2 protein-coding genes (1 of these 2 running past the window's edge) are annotated in these 17,321 nt (G+C 46.2%); both read right to left on the bottom strand.

Translation table 11 applies throughout. The features are described from left to right. Positions 1 to 45 precede the first annotated feature (45 nt). Positions 46 to 12,828, bottom strand: a complete 12,783-nt coding sequence (gene pksM / locus bslm_RS08960) for a polyketide synthase PksM (protein WP_046381040.1) — start codon at positions 12,826 to 12,828, stop codon at positions 46 to 48. 15 nt (positions 12,829 to 12,843) lie between these two features. Continuing rightward, on the bottom strand, positions 12,844 to 17,321 hold the 3' end of the coding sequence (pksL, locus tag bslm_RS08955; RefSeq protein WP_082098078.1) for a polyketide synthase PksL. 9,151 nt of this gene lie beyond the right edge of the window; only the last 4,478 of its 13,629 coding nucleotides appear in the window; its start codon lies off the right edge, out of view; its stop codon occupies positions 12,844 to 12,846.

Below are 17,321 nucleotides of genomic sequence, written 5' to 3'. Positions count from 1 at the left end.
TCAGAAATGGTTAATTCTCCTGATCTGAAGGCATCGAGAATTTCTTTATGATTCATACGATTTACTCCCTTCTATGATGTTTTGCACACTCTTAAAATCCAATTTCCCTAGCGCCACCTCTTGCATTAATCCGATGATTTGCTCGTCTGTATACGTGTCCTTTATTTGATGTGCTGCTGCGCTATGATTTTGTTTTTCCGCTTTTAAGGCCAAATGGTCAGATAGAGCTTGGACTGTCTGACATTCAAGGATTTCCCGACCGGCCATCTTCAGCTGCGTGGTTTTTTCGATATGCCGCATCAATTTTCGGCCAAGAATTGAATCCATCCCATAATCCAAAAAGTTTCTTTTGAAATTGATTCGATCCTCAGATATGCCCAATTCTCGTGCTAAAAATTGAACAATGATCTTTTGAATATGGGTTTTGCCATTCGGCTCGTCAATCTCTGTTTTCATATCTTGTGAATGCTGTTTAACGGCCACTGATTGCTGGGTGCCTGACGAAACCCAATACCGCTCCCTTGCAAATGGATAACCAGGTAAAGAAACCATTCGAACGTGATCGCCATCATGAAGGAGTTCCCAAGGAATCTGATATCCTTTCACCCAGCATTCCGCGATGTTTTCCAAATTTCTTTCTTTTGCGAGAGCCTGCAGAACTGCTTCATCTTGTTCTTCTAATATCCCTTCTGTATATCCTGTATAAAGGGATCTCTGTTGGCCCGATATCCCACCATTCTTCATTGCTTCCACATATTCCTTCAATTTTCGCACCAATTGCTCCTGATTGTTTGCAACGATCGCTAGCCTTGCTTCCATGGCTTTTCTCCCAACCTGAAGCGTATATGCCACATCAGGTAAAGAAAAGTTATGATTCTGCTCCAGATACGCAATCATGCGGCAGGCAGCATCCTGAAGCCGATCGTCATTTTGGGCTGAAAGCACGATGACCTGCGGTGACCCTTGATGCCGCTGTGTGGACGGCTGATCATCCGGAATGTATTCTTCAATGACTGCATGTGCATTGGTGCCGCTGATTCCAGTCGTGCTGATCGTTCCCATCCTCGGCTTCTGATTTTTCCTGATCCACGAACGGTTTTCTTTGCAAAGCACAAATGGGCTTTCTTTAAACGGAATATACGGGTTTTCCGATTCACAGTGATGAGTGGCCGGAATGATCTGGTTTTTCATAGCCATCAGCATACTGATTAAAGCAACCGTTCCTGACGCTGCAAATGTGTGTCCGATTAAAGGTTTAATTGAGCTGATCATACAGAATTGCTTCTGCTTCGTATATTTGCTGAACACGCTCGTTAACGCTTGGACCTCAAGCGGATCACCAAGATTCGAGCCGGTACTGTGCGCCATCACATATTGAATATCGAGCGGATTGATTTCATTTTTTTCATAAATGTTTTCGATCAATTCTGCCTGGCTAAAAGGATTTGGAGCAGTAATGCCGTTGGTTTTGCCATCGTAATTCACGCCGCTGGCTTTGATGCAGCCATAAATATGATCTTTATCTTCAATTGCCTTTGATAATGGTTTCAAGAGAACAGCAGCCACCGCTTCACCTGGCACAAGACCATTGGCATCCTGGTCAAACACTTTGCATTGTCCGTTCGGAGACAGCATTTCGGCCCTTGTCAGCGCCTCAAAAGACATGTGAGAAATATTCAAGCTGACGCCGCCGGCTAAAGCCATTTCACAATCCCCCTGACGCAGAGCTGAACATGCCTGGTGAATCGCCACAAGTCCAGATGAACATGCTGCTGTCAAAGCCATATTAGGCCCTTTTAAATCCAATGCGTATGCGATTCTCGCAGACAATGTGGCGTTTTGTGTTCCATTAATGTAATCCGTATCTCCGGTTAGATGCGCATATTCCCCTTCTTCCACACCTACATAAACACCGCAGGATTTTCCTTTTATCCGATCTCCCATATAGCCGGCGTCTTCAAACGTGTGCCATGCTTCCTCTAGAAAAATGCGCTGGCGCGGATCCATGCTTTTGGCTTCTTTAGGCGATATTTGAAAAAACAGCGGATCAAACCGGTCTATGTCCTTCAAAAATGCACCCCACCTTGGCACTGCTTTTTCTGGATCTCTGTTAGCTCTCCCCCAGTCCCGGCGTTCGCCCGGAATGTCAGAGATACACGATTTACCGTTTTTCAGATTATCCCACAGCTCATGGACCGAATCAGCTTGAGGGAACCTGCCGCTCATGCCGATAATGGCAATAGGCTCATCGTGAACCTGCCGAATGCTTTGTTTACTGGTTTCCGGTTCTGGAGCTACAGGAATTGCTGCATAAGCTTCAGGGGGCTTTTGCGCCTCTGATGCATCATCCCGGTAAAATGCTTCAATCAGCTCTTTATGATCGGTTAAGAAAAAGCCGATCAATTCTTGTAAAGTCGAATAGCCGAAAAATAAAGCCGGTGTCACTTCGATGTTGAAATGCTTTGATAACACATTCGAGAATTTAGCCAAATAGATTGAATCAAATCCGAAGTCGGCCCAATTTTTGTTCAAATTCAGCTTGTCCTTTGAAATCTTAAGTAATGTGTGAATATGCTCTTTCAAGTCGTGTTCTAAACGCTTTTCAATGCTTAGTGTTTTTACCTCATCCTTGTTTTCTTGTGCTAGAGGGGCTTGAGTGGCCGGTTCTGGAATAGCTGGTTCAGTCATTCCTAAAAATCGGCTGACACGGCTGGGCTGACCGGCTATCACGAGATGCTGAGCATCCTGCTGAGCTAGGATGTGCTCAAACATACGGATGCCTTCCTCGGCTTCTAGGAAGCGTTGGCCGCTTGATTTCAGGTACATATCCGTTGTTTCCTCATCACCGATCTTCATTCCGCCATCCTTCCATACAGGCCAGTTGATGACAAACGTTTTACCGTTATGCAGCTCATTTCTGTATTGTGCGTAAGCCATCTGAAACCTATTGCCAATCGCATAATCACAACATCCAAAATCCCCTAAAACCGCAGAAGAAGAAGAAAAATAACACATAAAATCAAGGTCTTCATTTTTAAGCCATTCATCAAGCGCTATCGTGCCGTTGATTTTCGGTTCAATGATGCGCTGGAAGCTTTCGATCTTTTTGTCAAAAATAGCAGAGTCGCTTTCGATTCCGGCTGCATGAATGACACCGTTGATGGCACCGAATCGGTCTTTCCCTCTTTTTACGCAGTCTCCCATTGCGATAGGATCAGACACATCTGCTTCTGCATACATCGCTTCGCCGCCTAGATCCTTTAATTCTTTTATTTGCTTTTGCTTCTCATCATTAAAAGGCGACCGCCCTGTCAAAATCAGGTTTGCGGCATAGTTTTTGGCCAAATGCTTGGCAAATAAATAACCAAGCCCTCCTACACCGCCTGTAATCAGGTAAGTACCGCCAGACTTCAATTTGCTGTCGTCCGGTTGTATCGTTGTCTGTTCAATGTGATTTACATATCGTTTCAGATTCTGATACAAAACCGTTTGTTCAGCTGAAGCCTGTAATTCTGCCCATATTTTACGTGTCCAATCATCCATCGATCCTTGTTCCGCCGGCTGAAAGATTCCAGTCACTTTTGTGTGCGGGAGGACAAGCCCGAGTGAACGTTCGAAGCCAATCCATGATTCCAGATAGCTTCGGTCAAGACCATCTTCAAAACATCCTGCCAGCAGCAGCCGTGAAGGATGAAGCTTTGCTGCGGACATACCTTGTAATAGGTAAACAATACAGGAATGGTCCTTTATACAGCTCTTGTCTTCCATAGGCCACATATAGAGGATTGCATCTGGCTCTCCAAGTTCTTCTTTAATGCTCTGGAAGGCCTTTTCAAAAGTAACGGGTTCTTGCCGCACAATCTGGTAGCTATATTCAGACTGTTTGCTGTACACTTCGCCCTGTGATATAAAAATGACCTCGGTGTCTTGATCAACGTTTTTCAAGGCTGAAGCAAATGCGTTTTGCTTTTCTCTTTCAGTCAGAAAACAGATGAGCGTTTTGATACGTTTCGATGTGAAAGTCGCCGGCTCTTCTTTCCACACTTCTTGAAAAGTCATAACCTTGAAAGGTTCTTCTGTTTGCTGATCATGATCCTGTTCTATAGACGCCGGAGCCTTTGCCGCGCCTGGTGCCCAGTAACGTTCTTTTGCAAATGGATATGCCGGAAGACTGATCCGGACAGGCGTTTGGGTGCCGTACAGCATGCCCCAGTCGAAAGACAAGCCTTTCACCCAAAGATCCAGCAGTTTCGTGTATTTCCCTTTGCTCATCCATGCATCTATGATTTTTTCCGTATCCTCATCCGCTGATAAGACTGCTAACGCTTTTTTGTTATCATCGATGCGATCCAGATACAGGCTGTCTGCTTTGTTTTCGATAAAATCGTTCAGCTTTCTCTCAAGATCCTCTAGTGATTCCGCTATAAAGGCCAGCCGTTCCTCCATTGCTTCACGGCCTGTTTGCAAGGTATAGGCGATCCTGATCAGGTCTGTTTCGCAGTACCTTTTTTGTTTGATGGCTGTAAGCAGCTGTTCCGCTTTTTCTTGCAAACGTTCCATGTTTTTGGCCGACAGCACAATCAGCGCTGGAGGATGGTCTTTCGGCGTTTGCGCCCCCGTTCTTGGAATATATTCTTCCAGGATGATATGGGCATTGGACCCTCCGGCGCCAAAACTGCTCAAGCCAGCGCGCCTAGGCACCTCTTGCCCGCCAATCACCGGGCGTTTCCATTCACCAAGTTGCTGCTGAACGACAAATGGCGTATGGCTGAACTCGATGTTCGGATTCAACCGCTGAGCATGCAATGATGGCGCAATTTGGCCATATTTAAACTGAAAAAGTATTTTTGTCAGCCCTGCAATTCCGGCTGCACTTTCACAATGGCCGATATTTGATTTGCTGGAGCCGATCGCACAAAACTGTTTCTCCTGCGTATCTTTCTCGAATGCTTTTGTTAACCCCGCTATCTCAATCGGATCTCCTAATGCAGTGCCTGTTCCATGCGCCTCTAAATAACTGATGGTTCGGGCAGGAATGTCGGCGCGCTCAATTGCTTCTTTAATCACCTGTGCCTGTGCATGAGGATTTGGAACCGTGTATCCATTTGTTTTTCCTCCGCTATTAATGGCACTTGCCTTTATCACACCGTAAATATGGTCACCGTCCGCTATTGCTTGCTGCAGCGGCTTTAACACAATGGCGCCTACGCCTTCACCGTCGACAAATCCATCTGCATCATCGCCGAATGATTTACATGTATCACTAGCAGAGAGCATATTCATGACAGATAAATTCTGATAGTGAACCGGGTCGACAACTAAATTGACACCGCCGGCAATGGCACAATCACTCGATCCGCTATAGATGCTTTCCAGCGCTAAATGAATCGCTGTCAGGGAGGATGAGCAGGCTGTATCGACTGCAAGACTCGGGCCTTGGAAATTCAGTAAATAGGATATTCTGTTGGCGATAGACCAATAGCCGTAGCCAGTCGGATAATTTTTGTTCATGACTCCGGCAAAGACGCCGATTTTTCTGCTTGAACAGAGCGAGTCAGGCGTGTATCCCGCGTCTTCAATACTTGCATAAGCGGTTTGCAGAAATAATCGCTCCTGAGGGTCCATTCTTTCTGCCTCAAGCGGAGAAATCTGAAAGAATAATGGGTCAAACTTGTCCATATCCTTGATAAATCCGCCCCATTTCGTATAAATTGATCCTTCTTTTCCTTTTTCTTTATCGTAATAAGCTTTCCAATCCCAGCGATCTTTCGGAATTTCCTCAATACAATTTCTTCCTTCTTTTAGGTTGTTCCAAAAGTCTTCTGCTGTTTCCGCCTGAGGATAGCGTCCAGAAATGCCGATAACGGCAACGTCACGGCTTGCAAGAGTGTTTGTCGGTGTTTCTTTCTCCCCGCTGAAGCCAAGCTTGCGAAAGCGCCGTGTTCTTTTAGCGGCCTGATCAGGTTTCTGTGAAGATTGGGTTCTGCTTTCGGCCGGTGTATGTTGTTGAACTTGACGGTCAAGACCTGTTAATTTCATCAGAGCTTCTGTTTTTGTTTTGATGAAATGCTCCACTAATGCGTCAATGGTCTGGTACTCGAAAAATAAAGTGCTGCTTACATGGTCAAATTCTTTACGCAATGTATTCGTCAGCTGGACAACAACGATAGAATCAATACCGTACTTTTCAAGAGGTTCAGATGACTCAATCTTTCCTGCAGGAATTTTCAACGTTTCCCCGATTAGTTTTTTCATATATTCTGTGCTTTTTTCTCTTAGGAGAGCATGTTTCGATTGTCCAGCTTCCTCTGAATCTATGGTATGAATGTAGGCTGGCTCCTGATTAGACGCTTGTGAAACAACCTTCTCCGGCAAGATCACATTTTTCATCATACGTCGAACCAGCCCGTTGCTTGAGGCTGCGACGATTTGGTGACTCAGATCATGTGCCGCCTCGGCCGGGAAAAAGACAGATTCAAAGCCTTCGCTTTCAAGTGCCGCTTTCCAGCTGTCAGGATGTAAGCCTGGACAGCCGGGAATCCGCACTGCAGGATCTTCATACAGCCACCAGCCTTCCAAAAGACCAAAGGTGATGTGAGGGAACAGGCTGTTTCCCGCCATTTCATTCAGCAGCAGCATTCCGTTGTTTTTCATTACCGCTTTTGTATGCCGCAGTGTTTGACGGATATTTTTTGTTGCGTGAAGGACATTAGCGGCAATGACGACATCATAGCCTCCCGCTTCAAATTCCTGCTGATCAATCGGTTTTTCCACATCAAAAAGCTGATATGTCAGGTACGGATTTTCCGCCCCATATTCCTTTTCTGCATGCAGCAAAAATGCTTTAGACAGATCTGTATAGCAATATTCATTGATGTGCTTTTGATATGGTTTCAGTTTTTCAAAGATTCCGGCACTCGTGCCGCCTGTGCCTGCGCCTATTTCCATAATGCGAATCGATGCCTCAGGGTCGTGCTTCAGACGTTCATCCAGATAAGCTAATAATGTATCGGCAAGCACTTTATTAAAATAGTCTGCCACTTGGTTATGCTTATAAATGCCTTCCACCAGTTCCATCGAGGAATGCGGGAACATGATATCTGTTGCAGGGACTTTCCCTGTCAAAATATCCGGTAATGCTTGCAGCATGGCCTCTGCTAATACAACCATCGCCTTTGTCTCGCTGTCTTTAAGCCACTTTTCTTTTTTCGCGTTCCATTCTTGCCAAAGCAGCTCGATATCCTCTGCTTGGTCCTTCCTCACCAATGAATCTCCAACTTTCTTAAGATAGCCATGCTGCAAGAGAAATTCGCTGCTTTGCCGAATCCATTTTCCATAAAATTCACGAGTCTTATATTGTTGAAGACGTTCAACCGATAATGTATAACCATCAAACAGCCCGGCTGTTTGCAGCTGTCCTAACAACAGCCTGTAAAGAAGATCATCAAGCTCTTCATGTGTCACTCTTTGAAATCGTCCCGTAGTCGGCAGACGCTCCATCAGGCTCTCTGCATCTGCTGAAGGTTGCTCTGGATAAAGAGTGATGAATTCATTCTGATTCACGCCTTCGACTGCTACAGGCTTTGTCGTATGAATGAAAGCTGTTTGGCTGACCGGCCCAGAAAGCAGTGCTTCCAGCGCCTTCATAGCCTCCGCGGACTCAATTAAACCTAAGCCGATTTGATTCATGAGCTGTACATAATGTTCATCCTCAGCCGCTTCACTATTCCCCCAATATCCCCAGTTCATGACTTTTACAGGGCATGCCCAGCTCTGAGAAAGCTGGTGAGCAAAAGCATCTGCAAATGTACAGCCAGAGGCATAATGGCTTTGCTTCACATTTTTGATATGGGCTACAAGCGAAGAGAAGAATAAAACAAAATCTACATTCTCCTGGCGGAACACTTGGGCCATCCGAATACTGACATCGATCTTCGCCGCCAGTCCAGCGGTGAATTCTTCCGGCTTCATTTTTTCCAGGCTTTGCTCAAATAAAACCATCGCAGAGTGAACAATCCCGTGAATATGAGGATGGCGTTTTTTCACTTGATCATAAGCCTGCTGCAATGAATGCTTATCGGCTGCATCGGCTGCAATGTAGAAAGGCTCAGGGCCAAGCGCCGAAAGTCGGTCTATTTTTGACTGGATGGCAGCATTAAGTTGACTTCGCCCAATCCAAACGATTTGCGCTTGGTAGCGGCGGATCATGTACTCACTCCACGCCTCTCCGATATACCCGGCTCCTCCGATGACCACATAGACTCCGCCTTTCCTATACAGCGTGTCGCCTGACAGTGAGTGCCGATATGGGATCAATTGCTGCTGATGCCATTGCTGATTACGATAGGCCCAAGCATGGCCAAGGCGGTCAGCTGGGAGCGCAAACATGTGATTTACCGGCCATGTGCAGCCTTTTTCAAGATCGAGAAGACGGATTTTCCAGTGTGGATATTCCTTTGCCATTGTGCCGGCAAGCCCATGAATGCTTGCATGAGCGGGTTGTACTGCTTCATGTTGCGTAACCGGCTGCGCTTGGACGGTCACAAGAGACCATTCAAGTTGTTTCTCGCCATAGCCTAATTGCAGGCAAGCTTTCACGAACTTAAATAAGTGAAGAACAGCTTCTCCTTGTTTATCACTATTCTCCAGGTCTGACGGGGCAATCCACAAGAAATGGTCAATGCTTCCGTACGCTTGCAGTTTGTCCGCTATTGCCTCAATGTCATCTGCAGGGCGGATATCGACAAAGGAAATTTGCGGATAATGATGCTTTATGAAAGTCCGATCAGCTTCAGCAGCTCCGCATAAAACAGCTCTTTTACCAGCAAACGAAGCATTATCCTCCGCTTCTAGAGAGACTGGTTCCCAGACAGGGATCATCATCGTATGCCCGGTCAGCTGAGAATCAGTTAATAGTTTCGGCATTGAATGCTGCTCTCCATCAAGTGCCCGCATCGAGGCACCCTTCATTCTCACACAAACGTGTCCGTTCTCATCACATAAATCAATATCATACTTTCTGACTTTGTCCTCCGCTTTACTGTCTGAACTGTATCGAATATAAGACCATATCTTCTCTGGACATGGGATGAAAATATCAACCTCCTGCAACGCAAATGGAAGAGACAGCGTCTGAGCTTGTCCAGTGGCATTGACTGAGCTAACGATAAAACCGACTGTGGCATGGAACGCGGAATCCATCAAACTCGGGTGGAGCGCAAAATGCTGCTTGTCGTTTTTTAGAAAAGCGGGTAACGAGATTTTTGCAAGCAATTGATCTTTGCCGACATAGACTTTTTCAATCCCTTGATAGCCCTCTCCATAGTCAAGCCCAATCTTTCGAAACGCTGCATAGCATTGTTCTGACGTCACTGTGTCCAAACTGCATTCTGTCTGTATTGATGAAAGGTTTAAAATAGAAGTGTCCGCTTCATCTGAAATGACAGCGCGGCCTTGGCAGTGTATCGTCAGGGCTTCTTCTTTATGTTCAGAGCTGCTATAAATGTCAAAGGAGATGTCCCCGTTATCCTCAGGAAAAAGGCCAATATGTATTTCTTTTGGTTCACTTTCAATCGTGATAGGACGCACCCACACAATGTCTTTTAGCGACACCACTCTTTGTTCGCCGTCCAGATCGCCTGCAGCTTTTTCCGCTGCTTCCCTTGCCATTTCTAAATAGGCAACGCCCGGCAAAATCTTCTGTCCCTGTACAACATGATCAGAAAGGAAAAATTCCGTGCCTGTAAATACAGAGCTAAAGCGCTGCTCAGTAAAGTCTGATGTATTGCGGTGCACCAGCGGATGTAAGATATGATTCACAGTGCTGGTTTTCATTTCAGGAACCGGGATCCAGTAGCGCTCCCTTGCAAACGGATAGGTCGGAACACTGATCTTAAGCGGCTTGCGATCGCCGTATAGGTCGTCCCAGGTGACCCGCTTTCCTTTAACCCATGCTTTCGCCATTTCCATCATTTCACTGTCTGTTATCAAATTGTTATTCAGCGCATTTACCGATGCTAGCCCAGCCGCCTCCTGATTCTCCTTGGCTCGTCCGGTCCAGCAGCCCTCGATCTCTTCTTCGCCATTGGCAAACGCCCGAAGTTTAGCCGTTAAATCTTTTATGTCTTTTACAATGAAGGCCGCACGCTCCTCCATTTCAACCCGTCCTGCCTGCATGGTATAAGCTAACGCCAAAAGATTGACGTCCTCGCTAAGAAAATCAAGAAGTTTAAGAGCGTAAGCCTGCAGACGATCTTTGTTTCTCGCAGACAAAGGTATAACTATTTCTTCATTTTTCGTTAAAATCGTCTCTGAATGGCTCTCTGCCGGAATATATTCTTCCAAAATAAGATGCGCATTTGATCCTGAAGCGCCAAACGAACTTAAACCGGCACGGCGGGGATATGTGACGTCCACCCCGTTTTCTGTAAAAGATGGCTGCTCCCATTCCTTTGTGTCATGCTGGACAAAAAATGGGGTTTGATCGAGCTTCAAATAAGGATTCAGCTCTTCTGAATGTAATGAGGGCACCAAGGTTTTATGATGCAACTGCAGGACAGTCTTCGTTAAGCCGCTAATGCCGGCTGCAGCTTCAGCATGGCCAATATTCGATTTAACAGAACCGATTGAACAGAATTGCTTGTCCTGCGTATTGCGGCTGAAAGCTTTTACTAACCCCTGTATTTCAATCGGATCTCCCAATGAGGTGCCAGTGCCATGGGCTTCAACATAGCTGATGGTGCGCGGATCAATTCCTGTTTTTTCTAGACACGCTTCGATAACATCAGCTTGAGCTACGGGGCTCGGTACTGTAATTCCGCTTACTTTCCCTACATGATTTATCGCACTGCCTTTGATGACAGCATAGATTCGGTCACCGTCCTGTTCAGCTTTTCGCAGCGGTTTTAGCAATACTGTGCCGACACCTTCTCCAGATACGTAGCCATCTCCGCCTTTGCCGAAAGTATGGCAATAGCCGTCACTTGAGTGCATTCCTACACTGCCATAGCTGATATATTTAGCCGGATGCAATGACAAATTGACGCCTCCGGCAAGCGCGGCCTCGCATTCTCCATTCCGGATGCTCTCTATTGCCAGATGAACCGCAGTTAATGAGGAAGAGCAGACCGTGTCCACCGCCATGCTTGGGCCGTGGAAATTACAATAGTAAGAGACCCTGTTGGCGATTTGCGCATAATTCAGCGATAAAGGAAATGGATTGTGTTCTGATAGAGCTTCAGCCCCTATAAGGGAATAGTCCTTATGCATTACGCCGGCAAACACACCGACATGCTGTCTTTTATTTTCTCCCTGCGGTGAAGCAATTGTCTCTGGTGTATAACCCGCATCTTCAATAGCTTCCCAGCATGTCTCTAAAAATAACCGTTCCTGAGGGTCCATGATTTCCGCTTCACGCGGAGAGATTCTGAAAAATTGAGGATCAAAGCAATCAGCCTCCTCGATAAACCCGCCCCATTTCGAGAGTGGCTTGCCTGCAGGTGAATCCAGTCCATTGTTTTCTTTCCATTCCCAGCGTGAGTTTGGAATCTCTGTGATGCAGTCGGTACCCGCTTTAAGCTGTTCCCAAAATTCCTGTATATTTTTCGCCTTAGGATAGCGTCCAGCCATTCCGATAATGGCTATGTCCTCCCCGATCTCTGGTGAAGAGGTAACACCATCAATTGGTGAAGGAGATTGGCGGACAGCATCGTCCGCCTCTCCAATTGAATAGTGATCAGCAAGATGAGCAGCTAGTTCTGCAATTGTTGTAAATTCAAACAGCAGTGTCGGAGCAAGATCCGCTCCAACCTTATCTCCAATTTCCTGAACCACGGTAAGCAATGACGGAGAATCCAAGCCTAGCTCATAGTACCCAGCGTGGATATCCATTTGTTCTGCCGGCCTTTCAAGCTGCTTAGCAAGCAACTGACGCAAATACATTTCAAATGCGGGATAGTCCCGACTGATGTTCTGAGAGACAGCAGCTCTTTTTTCTTGAATTTCTTTTGGAGAATGAAAGGCTGACATATTCCGTACAGACTTGCCTGCAAATTGTTTCAGCTCGGCCACTTTTTGTCCTGATGAATTAAAATATTCAATCGTCATATAAGTGAGCTCTTTCTTTTGGCGCACAGATGAGGAGAGGATCCGTGCTGTACATCCTTTTTGCAATCGTTCTGAAGCAGAAAACGATTCATAATACAATGGCAGGTACATCGTTTGATCTGAGATCAGGCAGCTTGAACCTATGCCGCTGCCGTCAATAAGCGTCGGATGAAACAGAAAAGCTTCAGAATGGCGCAGGGCTTCCTGTCCAACTGCTAAATCAATTAAAGCACCCTCTTTGGTTTCATAAATCCGCCCTTTTGCCTTCATCATGCCGGTATGGACTAACTCCTTAGAACGGCATTGTTCATAGATTTCATCTAAATTCAGAATCCTGTCAGCTGTACTTTTCCACTGATTAAGGTCTATTGATTCGGCAAAAGCGGTTTGCTCTTTACGATGCATGTCAGCAGTCACATATTGTCTCTTGTCAGATAGTGATTCTCCATGCTGTTTTTGTCCGTCGATGATGATGGACCATGTCCCTTCCTTTCTTTCAGACACGTGAATGGTCAGGGCAATGTCATATGACTCATCTGCGATCAAAGGGTAAAAAATGGTCAGGTTTTTTAATTCAAGCTCTTGGTATGCATAACCATGTTCCTGGAATACTTGGTAGATTAAATCTATATAAGCAAGGCCGGGTAATAACGCTTGTCCATATACCTTGTGGTTGGACATGATTGGATTATTTAATGAAATGTGCAGTTGTTCAGTTATCATTTTCCCACTCCTCTCTTATTTGAAAGTTTTCCAAAACATATCTTTAGAAGCCCCTGTGTCTGAATGCACTTTTTCCTGCACGTTTTGAGCTGATGGTTTGATTAAAACGGGCTGCCTATTTAATTCCGGCAAAGGCAGAGGTTTTCTTCTAATTGGACGAGCAACCGATTCATTCCAGGCTTCTATAATGAGATGGGCGTTCGTTCCGCCATCTGCAAAACAATTAATTGCCGCAGCCGGCGTTGTCTCCTTCCACTCGGCTTGCGATCTGCTGAAATACAAATCTGTTTTTTCTATATCAAAATACGGCATATTTTCATTACCTGACAGGAATGGAACCAATTGTCTATGCTTCAGCATTAAAGCTACTTTAATCAGGCTCGCAATCCCCTCTGCACATAATGGATGGCCGATGTTAGGTTTCACCGATCCCAGCCCTAACGGAGCCTTTGATTCAGAACGGTAAATGGATTGGATTGCCTTTAATTCAAGTAAATCTGTTACTGCCGATCCCGAGCCGTTCGCTTCGAGATAGCTGATCTCTTCAGTCTTTTTGCCGCTTTTTTCAAGCGCTGACAGCATGACGTCCTTTTGTGCCTCGAGATTTGGAGATGATGGACCAGCCGTTCTTCCGTCATTATTAATCGCAGCGGCTTTAATGACTGCATATATGGAATCTCCGTCTTCAAGCGCTTGGCTGACGGTTTTGACGAGAACCATGCCCACGCCTTCTCCTAAAATGACACCGTCTGCCCGCTTATCAAAAATATGGAATGACGGTTTGTCACATAAAAGTCCGCGCTCATAAAACATTCGATGCGCATCAGCATCAAGCAAACTGACGCCGCCTACAACCGCTGCCTCAATATCTCTGCTTCGCAGAGCCTGAATGGCCATATTCAGCCCCACCAGCGCAGAGGAACAAGCGGTATCCAGGACAATACTCGGTCCCTTCAAGTCAAAAAATTGTGAGATGTTAGCTGCTAAATAGTTTTGTCCGCCAGCGACTATCGGATTTCTTGCTTTTGAAAGACTGGCCGGATCAGGCTTGTGCTGGCTGCGGCCTCCTATATAAACACCAGCCCTCATGCCTTTCACTTCTTTCTCTGTATAACCGGCGTGATACCACAGCTTCAAGCTTTCCTCCAATACAGCCAAAGCTTGAGGGTCCATCGCTCTGACATCGTTTTCGGACATCATGAAGAAATCATGATCAAATCGGTTCATTTCATCAATGAGGCCCGCGTAATTTGAGCTGGAGTTCCCGAATCGTTCAGGCGGAACAGGCGCAATCGCAGACCGTCCATCACGTATTAGTTCCCAGTATTCCTCTAGGGTTTCTGCTCCTGGGAACCTGCAACTAAGACCGATGATAGCGATGTCCTCAGCAAGAAGTGCCGTTTTTTCATGGCTTATCTGTTGCGGCCGCTGTTCTGGCACCAGCTTCTGTTTCATTGCTGATTGCGGCTTGAGAGGTGTCTGTTTCTCAGGAACAGATGGCTGTAAAACAGCTGATATGTCATATTTCGAAATGAGCCAGTGTGCAAAGGATTCTATTGTCGGGTATTCAAACAAAATTGACGGATCAATATCTCCATTTAATTGTTGGTTCATCTGCTGTACCAGCTGGGCCAATATAATCGAGTCGATTCCGTATTCTTGGAAAGGTTCATCCGTTTCAAAGTCTTCTGCAGCTATTTTCAGTTCATCTGAAAAAAGAGTTACGAGCCAGTCGACTGTTTCAGGGAACAGGTTGCGAGTGCTGGTTTGCTCTTTCGTCTCAGGATGCGAGAGAGCTTCGACAGGCAATGACGGCTGCATCAGCTTATCCGGCTTCCAAACGTTTGTATCTGGTACTGCCGGCAGCACGACAGCATACTGTCTGTCTGATAGAATCTGGTCAAGCAGCTGTAATCCCTCGTCGTTTGTCAAACTGATCAATCCAGTTTGTTCTAAAGCTTTGCTTCGAACCTCGCCTAAACCGGTCTCCTTCCAGTTAGGCCACTGAATGCTTACAATGGGACATTTATCTTGATGAGCCTCCGCAAAATAATCCATAAAAGCATTTGCCATCGCGTAATCAGCTTGTCCTGCTGCTAGTGCAGGGATGGCCGCTGATACTGATGAAAACAAGGTGAAAAACGCCAATGGTTCATCTTGAAGCAGGTCAAACAACGTTTGCAGACCTTCGACTTTCGGTTCAAGCACCTGTTCGATCTCTTCTAGTGATTTTCTGATAAAAGCCGGGTTTTGTTTGTTCACCATCCCGGCACAATGGATGACTCCGCCAATCGCCCCCATTGTTTCGTGTATGGTCTTCAGGCTCTGTTCGACAGCAACCCTGTCTGTGAGATCCAGAGACAGCACCTGAACTTGCGCACCCATGTCTTCTAGCTCTTGAACAGCTTTTATTTTCTCGGCAAGCGAGGCCATTTTTACCGAATTCCACTGGTCACGCGGCGGAAGCTCTTCACGGCCGATAAGGACCAGCCGCTTAACGCCGTATGTTTTCACAAAATGCCGCGCACACAGCAAGCCGAGACCTCTTGTCCCGCCTGTAATAAGCAGGACTTTGTCTGTTGAAAACGATACTTGCTTATGACTAAGAGCGGCTTCTGCTGGCTGCTCTGTCAAATATGCGCGATATCGCTGTCCGTTTCGATAACAGACTTCTGATTCTGTGCTCTTGGCATAATATTCAACTGCAATCAGTCTGGCCAGCTCCTCAAAAGAGGCTTCGCATTCCATATCTGCATGTCTTGAAGTAAGATGGCTGTACTCACTTTGAAGCATGCGGTATAAACCGGCCCGTGAAGCACCAGACAAAAGAACACCCTCATTTGCGTAGGCCTCCAGCCCCTTTGTTACACCCAAGACCGTCAAATGATGCTTGCTTGTACGTCCTTGCTCGATCAGCTTTTGGAGCCAGTTTATCCAGCCCATAGAATGCTCATGGCTCGTTCCGCACCCGATCAGATCGATTGCTCCAGCAACGTGTTCATAGTCAGCAGCAGATACCCGCTCCAGCTCTTGGCTGTCAAATATACGGTATGTCGAGAAATACGTCGAAAGCTCTTCCGCTAATGCCATTGTCTCCTCATTTGCCAAAATGGCGACGGTTTGATTCGTCATTTCTGCCGGTTCAATCGGACAAGGCTGCCACTGTTTACGCAGAAAGCAGCGCTTTGGCATCAGTTCGGAAAGAGGGAGTGCTGTAGCAATGGTTTCGGGTTCACCTTCTTGAGTTGGCAGCCAGTAATACTCTTCCGCGAACGGATAAGCAGGCAGGCTGATTCGGCGAGGCGTGTATTCCCCATGAAGCTTGTTCCAATCTATCTGCAGCCCTTTCACCCATAGCTCTGCTACTTTCTCCAGCCTTTTTTTCTCTATCCATGTTTGCAGCAATGCTTTGGCATCATGATCCGTTTCAAACAGCTTGATTTCGCTCTTCTTCGTTTTCACGTGAGCAGCAAATATGCTGCTGTTCGGCTTCTCAGCCAAATAATCATCTAAAGTTTTGATCAGCATTTCTCTCGAATCCGCCAAAAACGCAAGCCGATAATCCATTGCTTCCCGGCCCGTCTGAAGTGTGTATGCCATATCCTCCAGATCGATATCTTCATTGGAAGTTACGAAATCTTTCATTGCTTCCGCATAGGCCTTCAATTGCTTCTCTTTTTTCGCTGAGAGTGCAAATAATGCTGAGCGGTGCTGCTTTGTTAATCGATCGTTCCTCTTGTCAGGCTGATATTCCTCTATCACAATATGGGCATTCGTTCCGCTATATCCGAAAGAGCTCACACATGCTCTCCGCGGTTTTCCATCAGTCGTTTCCCAAGGCTTAAGCTCCGTATTTACGTATAAAGGAGAATGCTCAAATTCAAAATGCTCATTCGGTGTCGTGAAGTTCAATGTCGGCACAAGTGTTTTATGATTCATGCACAATAACACTTTTTGAACCCCGGCTACTCCTGCCGCCGCGGATGTATGGCCAATATTGCTTTTGACGGAACCGATTGCGCAAAACTGCTTTTTGTCTGTTTTTTCTTGAAATACGGTGGACAGAGCTTCTAATTCAATTGGATCGCCTTGTTTTGTTCCTGTGCCATGCATCTCGACATAACTGATACTCTCAGGATGTATGCCGTATGTTTCATATATGTCTCTTTCCAGGTCCATTTGGCTTTTCGCACTCGGTGCCGTGATTCCGTTTGTTTTCCCGTCCTGATTAATACCCGAGCCAATGATGATGCCATAAATATGGTCACGGTCCGCTTCTGCATCTTTCAGCCTTTTCAATACCAGCGCACCCGCACCCTCGCCGGGCACAAAACCATTCGCTCCATTGTCAAATGCTTTACATTGTCCATCAGGTGAAAGCATGCCGGCCTCACACATACTGATGTAAGATTCCGGCGTCAGGTATAAGCTGACCCCGCCGACCAGCGCCATATCAATTTCTTTGTTTATAAGTGCCTGCCGCGCTAAATGTG

The sequence above is a fragment of the Bacillus sp. LM 4-2 genome (genome assembly GCF_000978495.1).
In the GTDB taxonomy this organism is placed as follows: domain Bacteria; phylum Bacillota; class Bacilli; order Bacillales; family Bacillaceae; genus Bacillus; species Bacillus subtilis.
Note: the sequence above shows the minus strand (reverse complement) of the source record. Positions and strands in the feature narration are given on the sequence as shown.